Genomic DNA, 25,577 nt, shown 5'->3' on the forward strand with positions numbered 1-25,577 from the left:
CTTCAGTTGAAGATGGTGGCGACGGCCGACCGCTGACCGCGCTGGAGCGCCGCCACGTCGACGATCAATGCCACACTGCCGTCACCCATGATGGTGGCGGCGGAAATACCGTGAATACGGCGGTAATTGGTTTCGAGGTTCTTCACCACGACTTGCTGCTGACCGACCAGTTCGTCGACGAGCAACGCGAAGCGGCGCCCTTCGGCTTGCAGAATGACGATGATCCCCTGCGTCGGATCGAGACGCGCCTCGGGCACGTCGAACGCGCGGTACAGCTCGACGAGCGGCAGGTACTCGCCGCGCACCAGCACGACCTGGCCTTCGCCGGTCACCGCACGGATGTCGTCGCGACGCGGTTGCAGCGACTCCATCACGAAGTTCAGCGGCAGGATGAATATCTCCGGGCCGACCTTGACGGACATGCCGTCGAGGATGGCGAGCGTGAGCGGCAACACGATGCGGATCGTGGTGCCCTTGCCGCGCGTGGAGAGAATCTCCACGTGGCCGCCCATCTGCTGGATGTTTCGCTTGACGACGTCCATGCCCACGCCACGGCCCGACACGTCGGTCACGGCTTCGGCGGTGGAGAAGCCCGGCGCGAAGATCAGTTGCCAGACTTCCTCGTCGGCCATCGAGTCGGACACGTTCATGCCCTGCTGCTGCGCCTTGGCGAGAATCTTCTCGCGACGCAGCCCCGCGCCGTCATCGCTCACTTCGATGACGATGTTGCCTCCCTGATGCGCGGCGGACAGCACGAGCTGGCCCACCGGGTCCTTGCCCGAGGCCACGCGCAGTTCGGTCGTCTCGATACCGTGGTCGAGGCTGTTACGCACCAGGTGCGTGAGCGGATCGATGATGCGCTCGATCAGGCTCTTGTCGAGTTCGGTCGCCTGCCCGAACGTGACGAGTTCGATCTGCTTGCCGAGCTTGGTCGCGAGATCGCGCACCAGACGCGGGAAGCGCGAGAACACGTAATCCATCGGCATCATGCGGATGGACATCACGGCTTCCTGCAAGTCGCGCGCGTTGCGTTCGAGCTGCCCCATGCCGTTGAACAGGCGGTCGTGCAGCATCGGATCGAGGCTGCTGGCCGTCTGGGCGAGCATGGCCTGCGTGATCACCAGTTCGCCCACGAGGTTGATGAGCTGGTCGACCTTTTCCACGCCCACGCGAATCGAGCTGTTCTCGTGACCGGCAGCGCCGCCGGCGGCGGGCGCCGCGGCACGCTTTTCGGGCGGATGATGCGCGCCGTTTCCGCCACCGGAGGCGGCGGCCGGCGGTGCCGCAGGCGGCACGACGATCGGCTCGGCCGCAGGCGGCGGCACGACGGCTTCGGTCGCAGCCGGTGCAGCAGCGACCGGCGCCATAGCGGCGGGCACTTCGATCGGTGCGGACGCGGCCGGGGCCGGGGCCGGCGTGAAGATTTCGGACGTCTGCACCGGGGCGGCAGCCGGTTCCGGTGCAGGGGCAGGCGCGGCCACTGCCGACGCGTCCTGCACGTCGATCTGCGACGGTTCGATCACGAAGCAGCACACGGCGAGGATGTCGTCGGCGTCGCAGGTGGTGTCGAGCCACAGGTGCAGCGCGTCGCCGACCGACTGGCGACCGGCCACGGTACCGAGGTTGCCCAGTTCTTCCGCGAGCAGCGTCTGATCCTTTTCGCCCACGCCGGTGAGCGTGACCTTCAGGCGTGTCTGGCCCGGCGGGATGGCGCCGCTCGGCGCTCCGCTGGCGTCCGTTGCAGGCTCGGCCGCTTCAGCCGGTGCGGCCGGAGCCGCAACAGGTGCGGGAGCTGCGGACTGCGTGAACGGCGAGGTAGGTGCCGCGGAAACCGGTGCGCCCTCACCTTCGGCGGCCAGTTGCTGGAGTACGGCGCAGATGCGCTTCATCGCCTCGGCATCGGGCTCACTGGAGGCGCGGTAGGCATTCAACTGTTGATGCAACACGTCTTTGGTTTCCAGGAAGGTATCGACCATCTCGGTGCGCAACTGCAATTCGCCTCGACGTGCGCGATCGAGCAAGTTTTCCAGCAAGTGTGTGGTTTCGGTCAGCGCGGTGAAACCGAACGTCGCAGCGCCGCCCTTGATCGAGTGCGCCGCCCGGAAGATCGCGTTCAGTTGCTCGTTATCGGGCGCGCTGACGTCGAGTGCAAGCAGGAGGTGCTCCATCTCAGCGAGCAACTCTTCCGCTTCATCGAAAAAGGTCTGGTAGAACTGGGTGATATCCACCGGTTTCCTCGTGCTAACTTGGTTGTGCCATCGACGCCGTCGACTTCATCGTCAAGCGCCTTCGCCGACGAGCGAACCGACCACGTCGAGCAATGCTTCAGGGTCGACCGGCTTGATCAGCCAGCCGCTGGCGCCCGCATCGCGGGCGGCCGTCTTGTAGGCGCTGTCGACTTCCGTCGTCAGCACCAGAATGGGCGTTTGCGCGAACGTGTCGAGCTCGCGCAGCGCGCGGATGAGCGACAAGCCGTCCATGCCGGGCATGTGCTGATCGGTCAGCACCAGATCGAAGCTCGCGTTCGACGCCAGCGCCAGCGCTTCCTGCCCGTCGCGGGCGGTCGTCACGGCGTAGCCGGCCTCGTCGAGCGTTGCCGCCAGAATCTGACGCATCGACGCGGAATCGTCGACGGCGAGAATCGTGTTGCGAATGGCCTGCATGCGTCTCCTCTTGTCGGTTATCGCGGACTCGTGCCCGGCGCCGTGGGGGCTGTCGGCGGTGCGGGGGGCGCGGGCAGATTCGGCACACCCGGCACGGCCGGAAGCTCACCGCTCATGGCTGCGCTCACCGCGTTGCTGCCTGCGCCGCGTACGTTCGCGGCGTCGATGGTCGGTTGATCGACTTCGTGCTTGACCGACTGCTCGGCGCGGCGGTTGAGCACGATGATGCTGATGCGACGGTTGATCGGGTTGTAGGCGTCGTCGCGATCGAGCGGCACGGTGGACGCCAGTCCGACCACGCGCAGTACCTTCTCGCCATCGAGACCGCCCGCAATCAGTTCGCGACGCGACGCGTTCGCGCGATCTGCCGACAATTCCCAGTTGCTGTAGCTCTTGTCACCTTGCGCGTACGCCGTGGCGTCGGTGTGACCGGACAGGCTGATGCTGTTCGGCACGCCGTTGAGCGACTTGCCGATCTCGCGCAGGATGTCGCGCATGTACGGCTGCACCTGCGCGCTCGCATTGGCGAACATCGGACGGTTCTGGTCGTCCACGATCTGGATGCGCAGACCTTCCGTCGTCACGTCGATGAGCAGTTGCTTGCGGAACTGCTTGAGCGTGGGGTTACTTTCGATCGCTTTCTCGATGCGCGCTTTGAGATCGCGCAAACGTTGTGCGTCGGCACGCTCGGCCATCTCGGCCGTGGTCGCGTTACGCGCGCGTGCCTGATCGCCGCGCGCCTTCTGGCCGTCGGTACGCGTGGTGTCCGTGCCGCCGCCCGGGATCACGCCGCTGTTGTCGGCGGCGTTACGTCCGCCGGTGAGGGCGACCTTGAGCGGCGTGCGGAAGTATTCCGCGATACCGGTGAGTTCCTTGCTGCTCACGGAGCTGAGCAGCCACATCAGCAGAAAGAACGCCATCATGGCCGTCATGAAGTCGGCGTACGCAATCTTCCACGCGCCGCCGTGATGGCCATGCCCGCCGGCTTTGCGGCGCTTGACGATGATGGGCCGCTCTTCTTTCTCGCTCATTGCGCTCGCCCGTCAACGTGCCTTGACCTGTCGCACGTGCTCTTCGAGCTCGGCGAACGACGGACGTACGGTGGAATACAGCACCTTGCGGCCGAACTCGACCGACAGGGCCGGAGCGTAGCCGTTCAGGCTGGCGAGCAGCGTGACCTTGATGCACTCGTAGAGCTTCACCGATTCGTTGATGCGGTGTTCGATGAGTTGCGCCAGCGGCGAGATGAAGCCGTAGGCGAGCAGAATGCCGAGGAAGGTACCCACGAGCGCCTGCGCGATGAGCGCGCCGAGCACGGCCGGCGGCTGGTCGGCAGACGCCATCGTGTGCACCACGCCCATCACGGCCGCCACGATCCCGAAGGCCGGCATGGCGTCGCCCGTCTTTTGCAGACAGTGGGCAGGCACTTCGCCCTCATGGCGGTACGTTTCGATTTCGTGATCCATCAGGTTCTCGATCTCGAACGCGTTCATGTTGCCGCTGACCATCAGTCGCAGATAGTCGGTCAGGAATTCCATGATGCGCGGCTCGCCCAGAATGCGCGGGTATTGCGAGAACACCGGGCTCGATGCCGGATCTTCGACGTCCCCTTCGATGGCGAGCATGCCGTCCTTACGCGCTTTCGCGAGCAGCACGTACAGGAGCGCCATCAGCTCCATGTACAGCTCCTTGGTGTATTTCGAGCCCTTGAACAGCATCGGCAGCGCTTTCATCGTCGCCTTGATCGCCTTGCTGTTGTTGCCCACCACGAACGAGCCGACGCCCGCGCCACCGATGATCAGCAGCTCGGTCGGCTGAAACAGCGCGCCCAAGTGGCCCCCGCCAATGACGAAGCCGCCAAAGACCGATGCCAGAACGATGATGTAACCAATGACGACAAGCACTGCCGGATACCTCTCGCAAAAATACGTCTACGGAAAAATGTCCTTCCTGTTCAGAGGGCTTAACGGCAGACACGCAGGGAAACTGTAGGGGCGGGATTACCTCAGGGTGTTCTCGTCGGGCGGCCCGTTCAGGCGGCCAATGGGGAAATGTCCGAGTCCGGCTCGGCGGATGCCACGGCCGGCGCCAGATCGGCGGCGTGCGCGTGTTTTGCTTTCCGGGTCTTTCCGGCGCGCGACGGCGGCTGGCACAGGCCGCAAACGTACTGACCATGCGGCTCGTGGGCGTGAGTGACGAAGTGACCGCCGCAGCGCGTGCAAGGCGTCATCTGCAACATCTTGCTGTCGAAGAAGCGCACGAGCGTCCACGCCCGGGTAAATCCGAGCACCGCTTCCCAACCATGTAATTCCACGTGTTCCAGGTACAGGCGGTAGGCCTTCACGATGGCCTCGATGCCCTGGCAGCCGCCGTATTGCACGAGGTGGCGGTAGATGTTGTGGAAAAGCGACGAGTGGATGTTGGGCAGCCACGTCACGAACCAGTCGGTCGAGAACGGCAGCATGCCCTTGGGCGGCGAGGCGCCCTTGAGTTCTTTATAGAGTTTGATGAGCCGGTCGCGGCTCAGGCTCGTTTCCGCCTCCAGCAACTGGAGGCGGGCGCCGAGTTCGATCAGTTCGATGGCCAGCTGAATCTCGCGGGCCTCGAGAACGACGCTTTTGGTACGCATATACAGGCTTCCTGGCAAATCACGCCAAGCGCAGTCCACTCATACGACAGGGACGGCGCGAGGCGTGCGTCGCGTATGTCGTACGTTCAGCCGATCTGCTCGACGGGCTGACCCGCGAGCAGAATCGAAGCGTGCGACTGCTGCATACCCACGTCTTTCGCGCCGTGCGTGAGGCTCGAAAGAATCACGTGGTCGTCGAATCGAAATCGGCACAAGAGCTGGTTCGACCCCGCGAACTTGACGAGTTGAGCAAGGGTCAGGCTGCCGAGGACGTCGGCAAGCTGGTCGCTGATGCCCAGGCGGAACATTGCCGCCGCGCGATCCTCACGGATCAGGCGTTGAGCCAGGACGAGGTAGGAGAGATTCAACTCACGAATCTCATTCAGTGTTTCGCTGTTTCGCATGCGGCCCCCCGGCGCAATGGATGAATCTGGCGGTACTACTGTCTATTCCCTCGCATTGTGGACAAGGGCGAAAGATAAAGAAATCGGAGAAAAACTACAGAAGGGAGCAAGAAAAGCGGAAGTTTTTTGTAGGAATTTTTCCTACACGCGAGGCGCGCAGCGATCCGACGACGCGCTCGGGGGGAACGTTCGGTGACAGAGCGTGAACGCTTCATGAAAGTGTCACGAAGCTACGCTCTACTACTTGACTGTATTTCGGCGGACTTTTGCCGAACTTTAGCCATCCTTGCAAAAAATTTCAGGGGGGCTTCTGCGAGGATTGGCTGATTCGTACTTTGCCTATTTCGTAGGCACCGGAACAGCCCAATTACAAAGTGTTACAGATGTAGTGGGGCGCGCCGAATTCTAAGTTTGGAAGCGGCGCTCTGGTTCCGGTTCCCGAAGATTTGCAGGGAATCGCGAAGCGTCATCTTACAAATCCTTCCAGGCGCGCTCGTCTCGTTATTCCGGTTTCGTCAGTTGATACGTACTGACGCCCCATATCCCGCGACGTTCCCGCCGTCACGTCTTGACGATGCGTTGAGGAAAACTACCGGACGGGGATCCTTCGTGTAGGACAAACCGGCGGCAGGATCTCGTCGACATCCACAGCCGCCAGGTCCGGAGCATCAAACCGCTGCCGTCATCCGCACAGGGCGCACCCGATCGTACGACTGAGCGCGGTACACCCGTCAGGCAGTGCCCGCCGCAGGCGGCAGGGCCGGTCCGGCACGGCGGATCAGCACCGTGTGGAAGCACCACGACAGCACGCCGCACACCGCCATGACGGCGGCCATCGGCACCGCCGAGCGCGCGTGCAACAGACCGACGGCGGCACCGGCGCTGGCGGCGGCGAGGAACTGCAATGCGCCTAGCAAGGCCGATGCGGCGCCCGCGCGTTGCTGCTGACGGTTGAGCGCTTCGGCAATGGCGTTCGGCTGCGAGAAGCCGAGGCTTGTCACGTAGGCGAACAGCGGCACCATCAGTCCGATGAGTCCGCCGAGCCGCAGCGCCGCCACGGCCAGCATCAGCAAGCCGAGAATGGCGACGAGATTGTTGGTCCGGCGCAACACGGTAGCCGGCCGACGCGTACGCAACAGGTACGCGTTGATTTGCGAACCCGCGATGATCCCGCAGGCATTCAGCCCGAAGAGCCAGCCGTAATTTGCCGGATCGATGCCGTACAGGTTGATGAAGACGAACGGCGAGCCGGTGATGTACGCGAACATCCCCGCCTGGGAGACGCCGCCGGCCAGCGCATTGCCCATGAACTCGCGATCGCGCAGCAACGCCCCGTAGTTATGCCACGCCGTGGCCAGCCAGTTGCGCGCCTGCTTCGCCGCCTGACGCGTCTCGGGCAACCAATAGACGGCCATCGCGAAACACATCGCCCCGAACACCGTCAGGCCCCAGAAGATCCAGCGCCAGCCAACGAAGTTGAGGACTTGCCCGCCGACGAGCGGCGCGAGAATCGGCGCTGCGCCCATGATGAGCGTCATGCGCGACAGGACGCGCGCCACCGTCCCCGTATCGAACAGATCGCGCGCCATGGCCCGTGCGATCACGAAGCAGGCGCACCCGCCGACCGCCTGAATGAAGCGGCTGAAGATCAGCGTCTCGATGTTCGGGGCGAGTGCGCAGCCCGCCGACGCGAGCGTGTAGAGCGCCAGACCAGCATACAGCGGACGCTTGCGACCGTAGCGATCGGCAAGCGGGCCGTGCAGCAACTGGCCGAGGCCCAGCCCGATGAAGAACGATGCGAGGGAGAACTGCACCGCCGCGTCCGTCGTATTCAGTTCGCGCGCGATGCTCGGCAACGCCGGCAAGTACATGTCGATCGACAGCGAGCCGATGGCCGACAGGATGCCGAGAACGAAAACGGTGCGGAAAGTTTGAGCGGGCATTGAGCGAAACCTAGGGTAATCCCGAATGATACGGCATTCCCCCCGGCTTCGCTTAAAAAATAAGCAGAGAATGCCCGAGCGCTTTGGGCATCCTCCGGCGGGTCGTCGGCGTCAGGCCGTCTTCGCTTCGTGAAGTCCCAGCGATTCGACCATCTGCTCACGCATGATGAATTTCTGCACCTTGCCGGTCACCGTCATCGGCATTTCGTCGACGAACCGGATGTAGCGCGGGATCTTGTAGTGCGCAATCTGATCCTTGCAGAACGCCCGGATATCGTCCTCCGTCGCGCTCTGTCCCGGTTTGAGCACGATCCATGCGCAGACCTCTTCGCCGTACTTCGCGTCCGGCACGCCGAACACCTGCACGGCCTGCACCTTGGGGTGACGGAACAGGAACTCCTCGATTTCGCGCGGATAGATGTTCTCGCCCCCGCGAATGAGCATGTCCTTCACCCGGCCGACGATGTTGCAATAGCCGCCTTCGTCGAGCGTGGCCAGATCGCCGGTGTGCATCCAGCCGTCGCGAATCGCTTCGCGCGTGCGCGGTTCGTCGTCCCAGTAGCCCTGCATCACCGAATACCCTTTGGTGCAGAGTTCGCCCTTCTCGCCAACGGGCACGATCTCCCCTGCGGCATCGACGAGTTTGACTTCGAGGTGTGGCTGCACACGCCCGACCGTGGTCACGCGCTTCTCAAGCGGATCGGTCGTCGTGGTCTGGAACGACACCGGACTGGTCTCCGTCATGCCATAGGCGATCGTCACTTCGCTCATGTGCATCTGATCGATCACGCGTTTCATCGTCTCGATGGGGCAAGGCGAGCCGGCCATGATGCCTGTGCGCAGCGTATCGAAGTGGTAGTTGCCGAAGTCCGGATGATCGAGCTGCGCGATGAACATCGTCGGCACGCCGTGCAGGGCCGTGCAGCTCTCCTCGGAGACGGCCGCCATCGTGGCCTTCGGATCGAACGCTTCACTGGGGAAGATCATCGTCGCACCCGTCGACACGCAGGCGAGCACGGCGAGCACCATGCCGAAGCAGTGATAGAACGGCACCGGAATGCACAGGCTGTCACGCTCGGAGAAGTTCATCGCCATGGCGATGTAGCGACCGTTGTTGACGATGTTGTGGTGCGTGAGCGTCGCGCCTTTCGGGTTACCGGTCGTGCCGCTCGTGAACTGGATGTTGATCGGCTCGAAGCAGTCGAGCCCATCGGAGATTTTGCGCAGCGCGTCGAGGTTGGCATCGGCGCCGAGCGTCACCACGTCGCTGAAATTCATCATGCCGGGGGTGGTCTCCATCCCCATGCGGATGATGGTGCGCAGCGTCGGAAACTTCTCCGACTGCAACTGGCCGGGGGCGCACGTCGCCAGTTCGGGCGCGAGCACGTTCAGCATGTCGAGGTAGCGCGAGGTCTTGAACGACTCCGCCGCGACGAGCGCCTTGCAGCCGACCTTGTTGAGCGCGTAGTCCAGCTCGGCCATGCGGTAGGCGGGGTTGATGTTCACGAGAATCAGCCCGGCACGCGCGGTCGCGAATTGCGTCACCAGCCACTCCACGCGATTCGGCGACCAGATGCCGACGCGGTCGCCCTTCTTCAATCCGAGGGCAATGAGCCCGGCGGCGAAGGTATCGACGTGTGCGATGAACTCACGCCACGTCCAGTCCACCCCCTGCTCGCGAAACACGACGGCCTGACGCTCCGGAAACTTCGCCGCCGTCTCGGCAAGCAGTCCGAATACCGTCAACGTCGACAGCGGTACGGTGGTATCACCCTTCACATACGACAGTCCATTACGAGGTACAACGCCCGCACCTTCCCGGCTTTCCATGCTTTTGTCTCCTGAAGCACTGCTGAAGTGGTGAATGCTGTCGCGTGACGACGATGACGCCGTCCGCCCCGGTGACGCGCGGTGAGGTCGAGGTGGCGGACGCTGTTGGCGCTGCTGGCCCGATTGGCACAAATCGCACAAGTCGCACGAATGGCGCGGGTGGGACCTCCGGTGCTTTTGGCACCTCAGCCACGGGGGTTCGGCCAATACTCGCCGACGGGGATTACGTCTCGCTGACGAAGGGCCTGCCTATCGCTGATATCGCTGATTCAAGCGATGGAAAGCTTCTCTTCATAACAATAGCGCGTCACACAGAATTGACGTTTACGTTAACGTAATTTAAGTGACGAATCGAGTGGGGATGGCCCTGATGCAAGCCAGTCGCACCCCGTGTGCCGTGTGCCGTGTGCCGTGTGCCGTGTGCCGTGTGCCGTGTGCTCGGGTGCTCGGGTGCTCGGGTGCTTGGGTGCTTGGGTGCTTGGGTGCTTGGGTGCTTGGGTGCTTGGGTGCTCGGGTGCTTGGGTGCTTGGGTGCTTGGGTGCTTGGGTGCTCGATGCTCGATGCTCGATGCTCGATGCTCGGTGCTCGGTGCTCGGTGCTTGGGGCACCAGACGCCGATCGTGAGTTCAACGCTGCGGACGCGCAAAAACAAAAGCCTCAGACATTCTCATGTCCGAGGCTTTCACCGTCTCGACGTCACGACGCACGTTTTTTCAACGCTTGCCACAACGCTTTGACTGACATTGCACGGCGCGCGGGCCGTACAACGCCGGAATTTACTTCTTCGAGCGCAGCTTCGAGATCGCAGCGAGTTGTGCCATCGCTTCGGCCAGTTCGGCCTGAGCGGTTGCGTACTCGATGTTCGATTCCTTGTTCGACAGCGCTTCTTCTGCACGGCGCTTGGCTTCGTTAGCCTTCGCTTCGTCCAGATCCTTACCGCGGATGGCGGTGTCGGCGAGCACGGTCACCGTGCCCGGTTGCACTTCGAGAATGCCGCCTGCGACAAAGACGAAGTCTTCGTTACCTGCTTCGTCCTCGATGCGCACCGCACCCGGCTTGATACGCGTGATCAGCGGCGTGTGGCCGGGCAGAATACCCAGCTCGCCGGCTTCGCCGGGCAGCGCCACAAAGCGCGCCTTACCCGAGAAGATTTCCTCTTCCGCGCTGACGACGTCTACGTGAATGGTTGCCATAATCGCTCCCGTTGAGTGTGATGAAGCGGCAGGCGCGCCAGTCCGGACGTTGCCGTCCTCGCTTCGCTACCCCGCCCCGCAACAGTCACCTGCCGGACTTCGGTGGCGTCTCTCGCGAGACCCCGCCGTTGCCCGGCACTCAACCGTTTACTGCATCTTCTTGGCTTTTTCGAACGCTTCGTCGATCGTGCCAACCATGTAGAACGCCTGCTCCGGCAGGTGGTCGCACTCACCGTCGACGATCATCTTGAAGCCGCGGATCGTTTCCTTGAGCGGAACGTACTTGCCCGGCGAGCCCGTGAACACTTCTGCCACGTGGAACGGCTGCGACAGGAAACGCTGGATTTTACGCGCGCGGGCCACGGCGAGCTTGTCGTCCGGCGACAGTTCGTCCATACCCAGAATCGCGATAATGTCGCGCAGTTCCTTGTAACGTTGCAGCGTCGATTGCACGCGACGGGTCACCGTGTAGTGCTCTTCGCCAATCACGTTCGGGTCGATCTGACGCGAGGTCGAGTCGAGCGGATCGACTGCCGGGTAGATACCCAGCGAGGCGATGTCACGCGAGAGCACGACGGTTGCGTCCAAGTGACCGAAGGTGGTTGCCGGCGACGGGTCGGTCAAGTCATCGGCAGGCACGTACACGGCTTGCACCGACGTGATCGAACCGGTCTTGGTCGACGTAATACGCTCTTGCAGCTTACCCATTTCTTCAGCCAGCGTCGGCTGATAGCCCACGGCCGACGGCATACGGCCGAGCAGTGCCGACACTTCGGTACCGGCCAGCGTGAAACGGTAGATGTTGTCCACGAAGAACAGCACGTCGCGACCTTCGTCACGGAAATGCTCGGCCATCGTCAGACCGGTCAGCGCCACGCGCAGACGGTTGCCCGGCGGCTCGTTCATCTGGCCGTACACCAGCGCGACCTTGTCCAGAACGTTCGAGTCCTTCATTTCGTGGTAGAAGTCGTTCCCTTCACGGGTACGCTCGCCCACACCGGCAAACACCGAATAACCGCCGTGTTCCTTGGCGATGTTATTGATGAGTTCCATCATGTTCACGGTCTTGCCCACACCGGCGCCACCGAACAGACCCACCTTGCCGCCCTTGGCGAACGGGCAGATCAGATCGATAACCTTGATGCCGGTTTCGAGCAGTTCCGTCGACGGCGACAGCTCGTCGAATGCCGGAGCCTTCTGGTGAATCGAACGGGTGTGTTCCTTGGCGATCGGACCGGCTTCGTCGATCGGACGGCCCAGCACGTCCATAATGCGACCCAGCGTCGGCTTACCGACCGGCACCGTGATCGGCAGACCCGAGTTTTGCACCGTCATACCGCGGCGCAGGCCTTCGGAGGAACCCAGACAGATGGTACGAACCACGCCGTCGCCCAGCTGTTGCTGGACTTCGAGCGTCAGTTCCGAACCTTCCATGGTGAGCGCGTCGTAGATCTTCGGCATGCTGTCGCGCGGGAACTCCACGTCGATAACGGCGCCGATGCACTGTACGATCTTGCCTTCAATCAAAGCAGTACTCATCGCTTTTCCTTTAGATACTCAAATTCATTTCGCCTTACGGCGCATCGGCCCGTGCCACCGCTTACACTGCGGCGGCGCCACCCACGATTTCGGACAGTTCCTTCGTGATCGCTGCTTGACGGCCCTTGTTGTAGACCATCTGCAATTCACCGATCACGGTCTTTGCGTTGTCCGACGCGGCCTTCATGGCCACCATGCGGGCGGACTGTTCCGACGCCATGTTCTCTGCGACTGCCTGATACACGACAGCTTCGACGTAACGCACCAGCAGGGCATCGACGACCGTCTTCGCATCCGGTTCGTAGATGTAGTCCCACGAATGCTGTGCCGGCACCGCGCTCGCTTCTTCCGATTCGCCTTCGAGCTTCTCGGGCAGCGGCAGCAGTTGCTCGACCACGGCTTCCTGCTTCATCGTGTTGACGAAGCGGTTGTAAGCCAGGTACACGGCGTCCAGCTTGCCTTCGGCATACGCATCGAGCTGCAACTTCACAGCGCCGATCAGCTTGTCCAGGTGCGGGGTGTCGCCCAGTTGCACGACATGCGATACCACCTTCGCGCCGATACGGTTCAGGAAGCCGAAGCCTTTGCTACCGATGGCGGTAGCCTCGATCTTCAGACCCTGTGCCTCGATTTCCTTCAGCTTGTTCACCACGGCACGCAGCACGTTGGTGTTCAAGCCGCCGCACAGGCCCTTGTCCGTCGTCACCACGATGATGCCGGCGGCTTTCGCGTCGGCATGCTTCACCATGAACGGGTGGTGGTATTCCGGATTCGCCTGGCCCATGTGCGCCGCGATCTGGCGCACCTTGTCAGCGTACGGCCGGGCATGACGCATGCGTTCCTGCGCCTTGCGCATCTTCGACGCGGCCACCATTTCCATGGCCTTGGTGATCTTGCGCGTGTTTTGCACGCTCTTGATCTTGCCGCGAATTTCCTTCATTCCAGCCATTGCTTACTCCTTGTCTCGGCGCGACGTTCGTTGTTGCCTGAGCATCGCGCCTTCCCGGGTCCGTTGAATAGTTACCGATTCAACCGGATTAGTAAGCGCCGGTCTTCTTGAAGTCCTTGATCGCAGCGTGCAGGGCAGCATCGTCGTCCTTCGAGAGATCTTTGGTCTCTTCGATACGACCGATCAGCGCGCCGTGGCTGGTCTTCAGAACTTCGCGCAGACCCTTTTCGAACGGCAGAACCTGAGCGATTTCGAGATCGTCCAGATAACCGTTGTTGGCGGCGAACAGCGACACGGCCAGTTCCCACACTTGCAGCGGCGCGAATTGCGGCTGCTTGAGCAGTTCCGTCACGCGGCGGCCACGCTCGAGCTGCTTGCGGGTCGCTTCGTCCAGGTCCGAAGCGAACTGCGCGAACGCAGCCAGCTCACGGTACTGTGCGAGGTCGGTACGGATACCGCCCGACAGCTTCTTGATGACCTTCGTCTGCGCAGCACCACCCACACGCGACACCGAGATACCGGCGTTAATTGCCGGACGGATGCCTGCGTTGAACAGGTCGGTTTCCAGGAAGATCTGACCGTCGGTAATCGAGATCACGTTCGTCGGAACGAATGCGGTCACGTCACCGGCTTGCGTTTCAATGATCGGCAGTGCCGTCAGCGAACCGCTTTGGCCCTTGACGGCGCCGTTCGTGAACTTCTCGACGTACTCTTCCGAGACGCGAGCGGCACGCTCGAGCAGACGCGAGTGCAGATAGAACACGTCACCCGGGTAAGCTTCACGGCCCGGCGGGCGGCGCAGCAGCAGCGAGATCTGACGATAGGCCCAGGCTTGCTTGGTCAAGTCGTCATAAATGATCAGCGCGTCTTCGCCGCGATCGCGGAAGTATTCGCCCATCGTGCAACCGGAGTACGGTGCGATGAACTGCATGGCGGCCGAGTCCGAAGCGGTGGCGGTCACGATGATCGTGTATTCCATCGCGCCGTGCTCTTCGAGCTTGCGCACCACGTTCATGATCGACGAAGCCTTCTGGCCGATCGCGACGTAGACGCAGGTCACGCCCTTGCCCTTCTGCGAAATGATCGTGTCGATGGCCACAGCGGTCTTACCCGTCTGACGGTCACCAATGATCAGCTCACGCTGGCCGCGGCCGATCGGCACCATGGCGTCGATAGCCTTCGTACCGGTTTGCAGCGGTTGCGAGACCGACTTACGCCAGATCACGCCCGGAGCAATCTTTTCGATTGCGTCGGTTTCCTTCGCGTTGATCGGACCCTTGCCGTCGATCGGCTGGCCCAGTGCGTCAACGACGCGGCCCTTCAGTTCCGGACCGACCGGCACTTCCAGAATGCGGCCCGTGCACTTGACGGTGTCGCCTTCCGAGATGTGCTCGTATTCGCCCAGAATCACGGCGCCGACGGAGTCGCGCTCGAGGTTCAGTGCCAGACCGAACGTGTTGCCCGGGAATTCCAGCATTTCGCCCTGCATCACGTCCGACAGGCCGTGAATGCGGCAGATGCCGTCAGTCACCGAGATCACGGTGCCTTCGTTACGGACTTCGGCGCCGCTATCGAGACCTTGAATCCGGCTCTTGATCAGTTCGCTGATTTCAGAGGGATTGAGTTGCATATGTGCTCCTGATATTCAATTCTTGCCGTCGCAGGCGTATCGCGCCGGCCTCAGGCCGTCAGCGACGTCCGCATAGCCGCCAGGCGGGCGCGCACCGAAGTGTCCAGCACCTCGTCGCCAACCACCACACGCACGCCACCGATAAGCGACGGGTCTACCGTCACGCTCGGGTTGAGCTTGCAGCCGAACTTGTGCTCGAGGCCCTTGACCAGCGAGGTCAATTGCTCGCCTTCGAGCGGGAAGGCGCTTTCGATCGTGGCGTCTGCCGAACCGGCAGCAGCGTTCTTCAACGCTTCGAACTGTTCGGCGACTTCCGGCATGGCTGCCAGACGGCCGTTTTCGACCACAGCGGCGACGAAGTTGCGCACTTCGGCGTCGGTCGATTTCACGGCGGCGGTCAGCACATCGACAACTTGCGACGGCGAGACCTTCGGATCGTCGGCCAGATTGGCCACTTCGGGCAGCGCTGCCACTTGCGCCAGTTCGCGCACGAGCTGCGACCAGCGATTCAGATCGCCGGACTTGGCCACGCGGAACAACGCTTCGGCATACGGACGAGCGATGGTTGCGAGTTCGGCCATGATCAGAGCTCTGCCTTGAGTTGGTTCAGCAGGTCGGCGTGGGCCTTGGCGTCAACTTCACGCTTCAGAATCTGCTCGGCGCCCTTGACGGCCAGACCGGCAACTTCTTCGCGCAGCGTCTCACGAACCTTGACGGCCTGATTCTCGGCTTCTGCCTTGGCGTTGGCGATGATACGGGCCGCTTCGGCTTGCGCCTGAGCCTTGATCTCTTCAGCCACTGCCAGTGCACGCTTTTCGGCGTCGGCGATACGCTTCGCGCCTTCGTCGCGGGCTTCCGCGAGGGCTTGCGTGGAGCGCTTGTTGGCGGCTTCGAGTTCAGCCTTGCCCTTATCGGCGGCAGCCAGACCGTCAGCGATTTTCTTCGCGCGTTCGTCGATAGCCTTGATCAGCGGCGGCCACACGAACTTCATCGTGAACCATGCCAGGATCAGAAACACGACGGTTTGCGCGAACAGAGTTGCGTTTATGTTCACGGTGTTTCCTTTCGGTGATGCGAGTCGATTGGCAAAACAGCGCGCCCCATTGTGCCAGCTGGCTTGGGCGCGCCGTTCATGTCCAGTTGGCCGCGCGGGTCAATGCGCGACCGGCCGAAAGAAACTTAAGCGAGGCGCGACAGCAGCGGGTTCGCGAAGGCGAACAGCATGGCAACGCCCACACCGATCAGGAATGCAGCGTCGATCAGGCCGGCCAGCAGGAACATCTTCGTTTGCAGCGGGTTCATCAGCTCGGGCTGACGGGCGCACGCTTCGATGTACTTACCACCCATCAACGCGATACCCAGACAGGCGCCGATAGCACCCAGACCGATGATGATGCCGATTGCAATGGCGGTCAGACCCTGGATGTTGGCGATGAAAGCTTGCATGATTACTCCTTTTGGTTAGAGACTTGAAACTTTAAATTTGAAAAACTGGAAAACCGAAAAACTTAACTTCCGCAGTGACCGATCAGTGATGGTCGTGCGCCTGGCCGATATACACCAGCGTCAGCATCATCATGATGAACGCCTGGAGCAACACGATCAGGATGTGGAAAATCGCCCATGCGGTGCCGGCAATGACGTGACCGACAAAACCCAGCACCGACGCATCCGCGCCAAAGCTCCAGATACCGCCCAGCAGAGCGATCAGCAGGAACACCAGTTCGCCGGCGTACATATTGCCGAACAGTCGCATACCGAGCGACACGGTCTTGGCACAGAATTCGATGATGTTGAGCAGCAGGTTCGGGATCCACAGCAGGAAGTGGTTACCGAACGGTGCGGTGAACAGCTCGTGCATGAAGCCGCCTGCGCCCTTGATCTTGAAGCTGTAGAACAGCATCAGGATGAGCACGCCGACGGAGATACCGAGCGTGCCGTTCAGGTCGGCCGTCGGGACGATGCGGTGATGCGTGATGATGGAGCTCAGACCCACCCACTCGATCACCTTCGACGGCAGATCGACCGGCAGCAAGTCCAGCGAGTTCATGAGCGTGACCCAGACGAACACGGTCAGCGCGAGCGGAGCGATGAAGGCACGATTGCCGTGCACGATGCTCTTCGATTGGTCTTCGACCATTTCCACGAGCATTTCGACCGCCGACTGGAAGCGGCCCGGAACGCCAGCGGTTGCCTTGCGTGCGGCCATCCACAACACGAAGCAGCCCAGAACGCCCATCGCGATCGACCAGAACATCGTGTCCCAGTTGATGATCGAGAAATCGACGATGCTAGTCTGATGCGAGCTCGCAAGGTTTTGCAGGTGGTGCGAAATGTACTCCGACGGGTTCGGAGCGTGGCCGGCTTCTACTGACATAGCGATCAAACACCCAATTATGAAAATCCGCACACGGTAGCGTGTCGACGCGTGAGCGGCATTTCCACCGCTACTTCAGTGCCATCGCAAGCCAATAGACCTTGAGCGTAAGCACAAAGGTGACCAGCAGCGCGACCCAGTGAACCCCGGGAAATGCGAACGCTACCGCCACCAATAACGCAATCGTCGTTGCTACCTTGATCGCCTCTCCCGTCACCAATGCGCCAACGGAGAGACGATCACCTGAAATTCTTAGCCGCAGCGCAAATAACGCGCCCGGGATCCAACCTATCGTTCCACCCAGCCAGGCGGATATCGCCGCGTTTTTTGGCGACGCCGAGAGTATCCACCAGGCCAGTGCCGCAATCAGCGACAACAGCACCTGGGCTCCCACCACCCTGAATGGAGTCACACGGGATGCGCGCCCCACATCGGGACCGAACAGGCGCTCGGCCTGCGCACGCGTGAGCGGAACGATGACTTCTGGCTGCTGCTCGTCGTCCCAAGCCTCTGATGTTGCATGTGCCGGCGCTTGCGGTTTCGGTTCCAAGTTCGACCGTGTTTTATCGGTCATCTCGTTGCCTCCCCGCCCGACTCGTGCAAACGAATGGGCTCTTCAAGCAGTTAAACCCGCGAGATTTTACGGGAAATTACGAAGCTCAGTCAATCTAAACGCGCAACAAATTCGCCGAAACTGCACAGTGCATGCTTCGATTTGGCGCCAACTCTCACGGAGCGCAATTTTCCTCATGGTGCAGCGCGGCATTACGCGCAAACGCCGCACAATCCCCGCAACTGACCTGCGTTCCGCGCGCGATCAGACCCATTTCAGTGCAACGAACCCAATGAGCAGTGCCAGCAGATAAAACGGGATCGAAAGGTAGTGAAAGTGCCACCAGATTTTTCTCGATTTCGCCATGCGCAATGCAATCAGGTTCGCCAGCGATCCCACGGCGAGTCCGAAGCCGCCCACCGCCACACCGTGAGCCAGCGCCGGCCAGTTCCGCGTGTACTCCGCGAGCAGGATCGCTGCGGGAACGTTACTGATGAATTGTGACAACACCGCCGCCACGCCATAAGCCATCGCCCCGCTGGTGAAATCCAGATGTCCCAGTGCGGTGCGCACGAACGGCAACGCCGCAGCCCCCCGCAGCACCACGAACATCAGCACGAAGATCGCGAGCAGCAACCAGTCGATGCCGAGCACCGCGTTGCGACGCGCGATCAGCAGCACCACGGCCACCCCTGCACACGCCCACGCGGCGAAGCCGTGATCGGCGAGCGTGACGAAAGCGACGAACAGCGCCAGCGCCGTCCACAGCAACGGCCAGCGCACATCGTGCCGGGGGCCCTGCCGCTGGAAATGCAACGCACGCGAATCGAACGCAAACGCGCACACCGCGAGCAGCAAGGCCATGAGCGCGAGGGTGATCGGCGTCATCATCACGACGTACGCGCCGAATCCCATGCCGCTGCTTTGCCAGAGGAAGAGGTTCTGCGGGTTGCCGAGCGGCGTAAGACTGGAGCCGGCGTTGACCGCCAGCGCGAGGAAGATGATCAGTCGCTCGATGCGTACCGGTGCGATCCGCGCGAGCGACTGCGCGAGCGGCACGACGGCAAACAGCGCGACATCGTTGGTGAGCAGCGTCGATAACGCCGCAGCGAACGTCACCATCAACAATGCCAGGCGACGCTCCGTGCGAAACGCGCGCAGCAACCGTTGTGCGAGCCAGTCGAGAAAGCCGCTCTGATCGATCGCACGCGTGAGCATCAGCAATCCGGCCAGCGTCAGGATCGTGTGCCGATCGATGCGCCCGAACAGTTCGCCGACGCTCGCCGGTTTCGCGATCTGAAGCGCGACGAATGCCGCGAGCAGAATGAGCAGCACCTTGTCGTCACGCACACGCTCATAGGTTGCGTGCAATGCACGCATGATGCGCGACGCGGTGCCAGTCGCGCTTGCGGTCTGTGCAGAATCGCTCGGATCGCTCACGGCAAAATGATCAGGATACCGAAATTATTAGATTGACTCGGCGCGAATGCGCGCGAGAATGCCGTCGAGCGCGTCGAGGCTGCCGAAATCGATCGTCAGTTGCCCGGCGCCTTTGCGGCCGACCTTGATCTTGACGTTGGACGCGAGCAGGTCCGACAGTTCTTCTTCGAGTCGCGTCACGTCACGCCCGCCCTCTTCCGCCGAACGACGACGAATGCCATCGCCTTGCGGCTTGAGCGATGCGTTCACGATGCGCTCGGTGTCACGCACCGACAAGCGCTTGTTCACGACCTGATTCGCCAGCGTGATCTGCGTGGCCGCGTCGACGGAGAGCAGCGCGCGTGCGTGCCCCATATCGAGATCGCCGGCGAGCAGCATCGTCTGCACGGGATGAGCGAGATTGAGCAGACGCAGCAGGTTCGACACTGCGCTGCGCGAGCGTCCGAGCGATTCTGCGGCCTGCTCGTGCGTGTAGTTGAATTCACCGAGCAGACGCTGAATGCCCTGCGCCTCTTCGAGCGGATTCAGGTCTTCGCGCTGAATGTTTTCGATGAGCGCCATTGCGGCGGCGGCTTCATCGGGTACGTCGCGCACGAGGACCGGAACTTCGGTCAGCCCTGCGATACGGGCGGCGCGAAAACGCCGTTCGCCCGCAATAATTTCGTACTTCTCACCCTCGACACGACGCACGAGGATCGGCTGCATCAGCCCCTGCACGCGAATACTCGCGGCGAGCTCCTGCAACGCCCCTTCGTCCATACGAGTACGCGGTTGATACTTGCCTGCCTGAAGGCGTTCGAGCGGCATCACCGAAGGTGCGCCTTCGGCACTCGCCTCTGCTGCACCGTTGTGGTTATCGGCGTGTGCGCCCAGCAGCGCTTCGAGGCCGCGGCCCAGGCCCTTTTTTTTCAGTGCGTTGGTCTTGGTCGCCATGACAATGCGTTCCTGCGCGAATGCGCCTTACATAGTTTGAATGCGCGCGATCATTTCCGCGCCGAAGTCCAGATACGCCTTCGCGCCGCGCGAGGCGGGATCGAAGACGACGCCCGGCATGCCGTAACTCGGCGCTTCGGCGAGTCGCACATTGCGTGGAATGATCGCGTTGAAAACCTTGTCGCCAAAGTGCGACTTGAGTTGCTCCGACACTTGTTGCTGCAACGTGATGCGCGGATCGAACATCACGCGCAACAGACCGATCACCTTAAGGTCGCGATTCAGATTCGCGTGCACCTGCTTGATCGTGTTGACGAGGTCGGACAGCCCTTCGAGCGCGAAATATTCGCACTGCATCGGAATGATTACGCCGTGCGCGGCGCACAGGCCGTTCAGGGTGAGCAGCGAGAGCGTCGGCGGGCAGTCGATAAGCACGAAGTCGTAGTCGCCGTCGACCTTCTCCAGTGCCTGCTTCAGGCGCGTATCGCGATTCTCCAGCGAGACGAGTTCCACGTCGGCACCGGCCAGTTCGCGGTTCGCCGGCACAACGTCGTAATTGCCCGACTCGGAGCGCTGTGCGCTGGTGGCCACATCGATACCATCGACAAGCACTTCGTACACGCTCGTCTCGAGCGCGGCCTTGTCGATACCGCTGCCCATCGTCGCGTTGCCCTGCGGATCGAGGTCGACCAACAAGACACGCTGCCCGTGCGACGCCAGTCCGGCAGCGAGGTTCACCGTGGTGGTCGTCTTGCCGACGCCGCCCTTCTGATTGGCCACGCAGAAAATTTTCGCCATGCCGATGTAGTCCTCCGATTGCTGCCGTGTTGATGCGATTGATGCAGATGATGCCGGGATGCTGCCGGCGAAAGCGAACCTGTCCTGATGTGCGCTGCGGATGCATCCCGCTAATTCGATTATCTGAGCAAAGCTCAGTTATTGCCTGATGCTGCGTGTCGGCCGGTGTGCGATGCGCCGGCGGAAGTGCTCAGGGCGCGGCCTTCTGCGGCGTCAACACCAGTTTGTCGGTGTCGTAGCCTTGCTTGCGCAACTGGGCACGCATTTGATTCAGTGTGTCGTCGTCGATCTTCGGCGTGCGCGAAAGAATCCAGAGATACTCGCGGCTCGGCTCTCCGACAGCGGCATACTGATAGTCACCGTCGAGCACGATAACCCAGTAGTTCGCCCAAAGCCAGGGAATCCAGCGCAGCCAGTCCGGCGCGAACGTGACCTTGAAGCGTGCCGTGCCGGTACCCTGCCCGTCGGTGCGCGCAACACCGGAATCGCTCGCCCACGAACCGTCCTCCTTGCGACATTTGTTCGTGACATCGATCCTGCCGTCCGGTCGCGCGGCGTACTCTGCCGTCACGTCCGACACACATTTTCGCTCGAAGAAATTCGGGTAGCGTGCTATTTCGTACCATGTGCCGACATAGCGCGCTTTATCGATCTTCTGTACGGGACGCACGCGTGTGGTCAACGATTCCTGACCGGATTGCGCCCACGCCACCGCTGCAACCACCGACAATCCGACCATCACCGCGCCGGCCCAACGAGTCATTCGGGTCATCCCGTTACCTTTACGCGGAGCAAATGACGCTCGGCGTCGAGAAATGGCACATGCAACGCCAGGCGTTCGACGAGCTCACAGCCTTCGGGCAATGCTAACTCGCTCTCGGCGGCGACACCCTTCATCGCCCAAAAGCTGCCCGCAGGGGCGAGCAAATTACGAGCGAGGGTGACGAAGTCGGACAACTCGGCGAAGGCGCGCGACACGATGGCGTCGAACGGCGCAGGCACTTCCTTGCCCACGACGAGCGATTCGACGCGGCCGGTCACGACCGTCAGATTGGTCAGCTTGAACGTTGCGCGAGCTTGCGTGAGGAAGGCGGTCTTTTTATGGACGATGTCGTTCACCGTCACCTGCCAGTCGGGACGCACGATCGCGAGCACGACACCGGGCAGTCCACCTCCGGAGCCCACATCGAGCACATGCGAAATCGGCTCACGATCCAGACGCGGCAAAATCGACAGCGAATCGAGAAGATGCTTGATGACCATCTGTCGCGGGTCGCGGATCGAGGTCATTTGCAACGAAGCGTTCCACTTCGCCAGCAGCATCTGATAATCGAGCAGGCGCGCCTGTTGTTCGGCATCGATCGACAGACCGAGTCGGTCGATCCCATCGGCCAACAGCGTAGCCAGTTCGTTGCCGCCCGAGGCGGCATGACGCGAAGCAGTCATGAGGTCTCCGCGTCAGGCAGCGTGCTGGCCGCCGTCGTCGCCATCGGCGGCAACGCTGGCGGCGGCATTCGCTTGCTCCGGCGCACGACGGCGACCGAGCCCCTTCTTCAGGTGAATCATCAGCAACGAGATCGCGGCAGGCGTCACCCCCGAGATTCGGGATGCCTGACCCAGTGTCTCCGGGCGTTGCGCGTTCAGCTTCTGACGCACCTCGATCGACAGCCCACGCACATCGTTGTAGTCGATGCTCGCGGGCAGCACGGTGTTCTCGTTGGCTTCCTTGCGCACGATTTCATCGGCCTGACGGTCGATGTAGCCTTGATACTTCACGGCGATCTCGATCTGCTCACGGATCTGGCTGGCTTGCAGCGTATCGTCGGCCAATGCCGTTTCCGGCGCCAGACGTCCGCCCTGCACGGCCATCAGTGCGTCGTAACCGACTTCCGGGCGACGCAACAAATCGGCCAGCGAGTATTCGTGGTCGATGGCCTTGCCGAGCAGCGGCACGGCATCTTCCGCCGGGAACGTCTTCGGATTCACCCACGTCGATTTGAGACGTTCTGTTTCACGTGAAACAGCGTCGCGTTTCCGGCAGAACGCTTCCCAGCGAATATCGTCGACCACGCCAAGCTCGCGCCCCGCTTCCGTCAGACGCATATCGGCGTTGTCTTCCCGCAGCGAGAGGCGATACTCCGCACGGCTGGTGAACATGCGATACGGCTCGGAAACACCGCGGGTAATCAGATCGTCGACGAGCACACCGAGGTATGCCTGATCGCGACGCGGGCACCATGCCTCGCGGCCCTGCACTTGCAGCGCGGCATTGATGCCGGCGAGCAGCCCTTGTGCGGCAGCCTCTTCATAGCCAGTCGTCCCGTTGATCTGGCCGGCGAAGAACAGACCGGAGATGACTCGGGTTTCGAGCGAGCTACGCAGGCCACGCGGGTCGAAGTAGTCGTACTCGATGGCGTAGCCAGGACGCAAAATGTAAGCGTTCTCCATCCCCTTCATCGAGCGCACGAGTTCGAGCTGCACATCGAAAGGCAAGCTGGTCGAGATACCGTTCGGGTAGTACTCGTTGGTCGTCAGACCTTCGGGTTCAAGATAGATCTGGTGCGATGTCTTGTCGGCGAAGCGGTGGATCTTGTCTTCGATGGACGGGCAATAGCGCGGGCCGACGCCTTCGATGACACCGGTGTACATCGGCGACCGGTCAAGCCCGCCCCGAATGATGTCGTGGGTGCGCTCGTTGGTATGCGTGACCCAGCACGGCACTTGGCGTGGGTGCTGCTCGGGACGTCCGAGGAACGAGAAAACGGGGACCGGATCGAGATCACCCGGCTGCCCTTCGAGGACGGAGAAATCGATGGAGCGGCCATCAATTCGCGGGGGCGTACCGGTTTTCAACCGCCCTTGCGGCAACTTCAACTCTTTGAGTCGAGCGGACAAGGTGATGGCTGCCGGATCGCCGGCGCGGCCACCCACGTAGTTGTTCAACCCCACGTGGATCTTGCCGTCGAGGAACGTTCCGGCCGTCAGCACGACGGCCCGGGCGCGGAAGCGCAACCCGACCTGAGTGATGGCGCCGACGACGCGCTCGCCTTCGACAATAAGATCTTCGACGGCTTGTTGGAACAGCCATAAATTCGGCTGATTCTCGAGGCGATGACGGATGGCCTGCTTATAGAGAAGGCGATCGGCCTGTGCACGTGTGGCACGGACCGCTGGGCCTTTGGACGAATTCAGTATACGAAACTGAATACCGCCTTCGTCGGTCGCGGCGGCCATGGCCCCGCCGAGCGCATCGACCTCTTTGACGAGGTGGCCTTTGCCGATCCCGCCGATGGAGGGATTGCAGCTCATCTGGCCGAGCGTCTCGATATTATGGGTGAGCAGAAGTGTCTTACAGCCCATGCGGGCCGAGGCGAGCGCAGCCTCGGTGCCGGCATGGCCGCCACCCACCACGATCACGTCGAACTCGGTCGGATAAAGCATCGCAATATTGCCGCTAGCGGCAAACTCTCTGGATTCGGTAATTGCGGAATTATAGCGGTATTGCGATGCATCATTTGTAACCACGCAGTTGTTTCACGTGAAACGTGCGTGGAAAGTGACGGTTTTGGGGACTGTTTCACGTGAAACGTTGGCCCCGAAACCACAACCTCAGATCACTCCCTCGCCCTCACCCACCTCCGGGCAGCGAAGATTACCGGCGCCCCGACTGCGTTCCAACTTAACGTCACTCTGTCAGGGCACCGGCAATCTCCGCTAAGCTCACGTCCGAGCGCAACCGACGCGATGTTCCCGCTCGTGTTTCACGTGAAACGTTTGATGGGCAGAGATGCTTTCAAGCGCGCAGCGTGAGATGCCTCCCCCGAAACCACAACCTCAGATCACTCCCCCGCCCTCTCCGACCTCCGGGGCAGCGAAGATTACCGGCGCCCCGACTGCGTTCCAACTTAAAGTCACTCCGTCAGGGCACCGGCAATCTCCGCCAAGCTCGCGTCCGAGCGCAACCGACGCGATGTTCCTGCTCTTGTTTCACGTGAAACGTTTGATGGGCTGGGATGCTTTCAAGCGCGCAGCGTGAGATGCCTCCCCCGAAACCACAACCTCAAATCACTCCCCCGCCCTTATCCACCTCCGGGCAGCGAAGATTACCGGTGCCCCGACTGCGTTCCAACTTAAAGCACTCCGTCAGGGCACCGGCAATCTCCGCCAAGCTCGCGTCCGGGCACAACCGACGCGATGTTCCCGCTCGTGTTTCACATGAAACGTTTGATGGGCTAGGACGCTTTCAAGCGCGCAACGTGAGATGCCTCCCCCGAAACCACAACCTCAAATCACTCCCCCGCCCTTACCCACCTCCGGGCAGCGAAGATCGCCGGTGCCCCGACTGCGTTCCAACTTAAAGTCACTCCGTCAGGGCACCGGCAATCTCCGCCAAGCTCGCGTCCGAGCGCAACCGACGCGATGTTCCTGCTCTTGTTTCACGTGAAACGTTTGATGGGCTGGGATGCTTTCAGGTGCGTGGCGTGAGATGCCTCCCCCGAAACCACAACCTCGGATCACTCCTCCGCCCTCACCCACCTCCGGGCAGCGAAGATCGCCGGTGCCCCGACTGCGTTCCAACTTAAAGTCACTCCGTCAGGGCACCGGCAATCTCCGCCAAGCTCCCGTCCGGGCACAACCGACGCGATGTTCCTGCTCTTGTTTCACGTGAAACGTTTGATGGGCTGGGATGCTTTCA

General features: G+C 61.8%; 23 protein-coding genes. All 23 read right to left on the minus strand.

All coding sequences use genetic code 11. The features are described from left to right. Positions 1–2: 2 nt before the first annotated feature. The 23 genes from cheA to mnmG all read right to left on the minus strand — a co-directional run bounded on the left by cheA (position 3) and on the right by mnmG (position 24,322). Complete coding sequence (gene cheA / locus PCA20602_RS21020) at positions 3–2,228, minus strand: chemotaxis protein CheA (protein ID WP_150722837.1); 2,226 nt, start codon at positions 2,226–2,228, stop codon at positions 3–5. A 51-nt stretch (positions 2,229–2,279) separates the two neighbouring features. Then, complete coding sequence (locus PCA20602_RS21025; protein WP_069341125.1) at positions 2,280–2,663, minus strand: response regulator; 384 nt, start codon at positions 2,661–2,663, stop codon at positions 2,280–2,282. Positions 2,664–2,680: 17 nt separating this feature from the next. After that, positions 2,681–3,694: a flagellar motor protein MotB gene (gene motB / locus PCA20602_RS21030; RefSeq protein ID WP_150722838.1), complete on the minus strand. Its 1,014-nt coding sequence runs from the start codon at positions 3,692–3,694 to the stop codon at positions 2,681–2,683. 12 nt (positions 3,695–3,706) lie between these two features. Further along, entirely contained in the window at positions 3,707–4,567 is an 861-nt protein-coding gene (gene motA / locus PCA20602_RS21035) for a flagellar motor stator protein MotA (RefSeq protein WP_023598342.1), read from the minus strand. A 128-nt stretch (positions 4,568–4,695) separates the two neighbouring features. After that, the gene (flhC, locus tag PCA20602_RS21040; RefSeq protein WP_150722839.1) at positions 4,696–5,292 is read right to left on the minus strand and encodes a flagellar transcriptional regulator FlhC; all 597 of its coding nucleotides are present in this window, start codon (positions 5,290–5,292) and stop codon (positions 4,696–4,698) included. 86 nt (positions 5,293–5,378) lie between these two features. Continuing rightward, complete coding sequence (flhD, locus tag PCA20602_RS21045) at positions 5,379–5,696, minus strand: flagellar transcriptional regulator FlhD (protein ID WP_023598340.1); 318 nt, start codon at positions 5,694–5,696, stop codon at positions 5,379–5,381. Positions 5,697–6,427: 731 nt separating this feature from the next. Beyond that, positions 6,428–7,639, minus strand: coding sequence for a Bcr/CflA family multidrug efflux MFS transporter (locus PCA20602_RS21050; protein WP_150722840.1), 1,212 nt, complete (start codon positions 7,637–7,639; stop codon positions 6,428–6,430). 111 nt (positions 7,640–7,750) lie between these two features. Beyond that, positions 7,751–9,469 carry an AMP-binding protein gene (locus PCA20602_RS21055; protein ID WP_150722841.1) on the minus strand — a complete coding sequence of 573 codons (1,719 nt, stop codon included), beginning with the start codon at positions 9,467–9,469 and terminating at the stop codon, positions 7,751–7,753. 776 nt (positions 9,470–10,245) lie between these two features. After that, positions 10,246–10,662, minus strand: coding sequence for a F0F1 ATP synthase subunit epsilon (locus tag PCA20602_RS21065; RefSeq protein ID WP_069341120.1), 417 nt, complete (start codon positions 10,660–10,662; stop codon positions 10,246–10,248). Positions 10,663–10,809: 147 nt separating this feature from the next. Further along, positions 10,810–12,201, minus strand: coding sequence for a F0F1 ATP synthase subunit beta (gene atpD, locus PCA20602_RS21070; RefSeq protein WP_069341119.1), 1,392 nt, complete (start codon positions 12,199–12,201; stop codon positions 10,810–10,812). A 61-nt stretch (positions 12,202–12,262) separates the two neighbouring features. Next, positions 12,263–13,150 carry a F0F1 ATP synthase subunit gamma gene (gene atpG / locus PCA20602_RS21075; RefSeq protein WP_069341118.1) on the minus strand — a complete coding sequence of 296 codons (888 nt, stop codon included), beginning with the start codon at positions 13,148–13,150 and terminating at the stop codon, positions 12,263–12,265. 88 nt (positions 13,151–13,238) lie between these two features. Next, positions 13,239–14,780 carry a F0F1 ATP synthase subunit alpha gene (atpA, locus tag PCA20602_RS21080; RefSeq protein ID WP_150722843.1) on the minus strand — a complete coding sequence of 514 codons (1,542 nt, stop codon included), beginning with the start codon at positions 14,778–14,780 and terminating at the stop codon, positions 13,239–13,241. A 50-nt stretch (positions 14,781–14,830) separates the two neighbouring features. After that, positions 14,831–15,361 carry a F0F1 ATP synthase subunit delta gene (locus PCA20602_RS21085; protein ID WP_069341116.1) on the minus strand — a complete coding sequence of 177 codons (531 nt, stop codon included), beginning with the start codon at positions 15,359–15,361 and terminating at the stop codon, positions 14,831–14,833. A gap of 2 nt (positions 15,362–15,363) precedes the next feature. Next, the gene (locus tag PCA20602_RS21090) at positions 15,364–15,834 is read right to left on the minus strand and encodes a F0F1 ATP synthase subunit B (RefSeq protein ID WP_069341115.1); all 471 of its coding nucleotides are present in this window, start codon (positions 15,832–15,834) and stop codon (positions 15,364–15,366) included. A gap of 125 nt (positions 15,835–15,959) precedes the next feature. Further along, the gene (gene atpE / locus PCA20602_RS21095; RefSeq protein WP_044457493.1) at positions 15,960–16,226 is read right to left on the minus strand and encodes a F0F1 ATP synthase subunit C; all 267 of its coding nucleotides are present in this window, start codon (positions 16,224–16,226) and stop codon (positions 15,960–15,962) included. Between the two features lie 82 nt (positions 16,227–16,308). Further along, entirely contained in the window at positions 16,309–17,157 is an 849-nt protein-coding gene (atpB, locus tag PCA20602_RS21100) for a F0F1 ATP synthase subunit A (RefSeq protein WP_150722844.1), read from the minus strand. A 70-nt stretch (positions 17,158–17,227) separates the two neighbouring features. Further along, positions 17,228–17,731 carry an ATP synthase subunit I gene (locus PCA20602_RS21105; RefSeq protein ID WP_150722845.1) on the minus strand — a complete coding sequence of 168 codons (504 nt, stop codon included), beginning with the start codon at positions 17,729–17,731 and terminating at the stop codon, positions 17,228–17,230. Positions 17,732–17,974: 243 nt separating this feature from the next. Then, positions 17,975–19,090, minus strand: a complete 1,116-nt coding sequence (locus PCA20602_RS21110; protein ID WP_150722846.1) for an SLC13 family permease — start codon at positions 19,088–19,090, stop codon at positions 17,975–17,977. An 87-nt stretch (positions 19,091–19,177) separates the two neighbouring features. After that, positions 19,178–20,083: a ParB/RepB/Spo0J family partition protein gene (locus PCA20602_RS21115; RefSeq protein ID WP_150722847.1), complete on the minus strand. Its 906-nt coding sequence runs from the start codon at positions 20,081–20,083 to the stop codon at positions 19,178–19,180. A gap of 27 nt (positions 20,084–20,110) precedes the next feature. Then, positions 20,111–20,881 carry a ParA family protein gene (locus tag PCA20602_RS21120; protein ID WP_069341111.1) on the minus strand — a complete coding sequence of 257 codons (771 nt, stop codon included), beginning with the start codon at positions 20,879–20,881 and terminating at the stop codon, positions 20,111–20,113. A 190-nt stretch (positions 20,882–21,071) separates the two neighbouring features. Next, positions 21,072–21,644: a lipocalin family protein gene (locus PCA20602_RS21125; protein WP_240493458.1), complete on the minus strand. Its 573-nt coding sequence runs from the start codon at positions 21,642–21,644 to the stop codon at positions 21,072–21,074. 5 nt (positions 21,645–21,649) lie between these two features. Beyond that, the gene (gene rsmG, locus PCA20602_RS21130) at positions 21,650–22,327 is read right to left on the minus strand and encodes a 16S rRNA (guanine(527)-N(7))-methyltransferase RsmG (RefSeq protein WP_150722848.1); all 678 of its coding nucleotides are present in this window, start codon (positions 22,325–22,327) and stop codon (positions 21,650–21,652) included. A 12-nt stretch (positions 22,328–22,339) separates the two neighbouring features. After that, positions 22,340–24,322 (minus strand): tRNA uridine-5-carboxymethylaminomethyl(34) synthesis enzyme MnmG, encoded by a 1,983-nt coding sequence (mnmG, locus tag PCA20602_RS21135; RefSeq protein ID WP_150722849.1) that lies wholly within the window; start codon positions 24,320–24,322, stop codon positions 22,340–22,342. Positions 24,323–25,577 lie beyond the last annotated feature (1,255 nt).

It is taken from the genome of Pandoraea capi, assembly GCF_902459735.1.
Lineage (GTDB): Bacteria > Pseudomonadota > Gammaproteobacteria > Burkholderiales > Burkholderiaceae > Pandoraea > Pandoraea capi.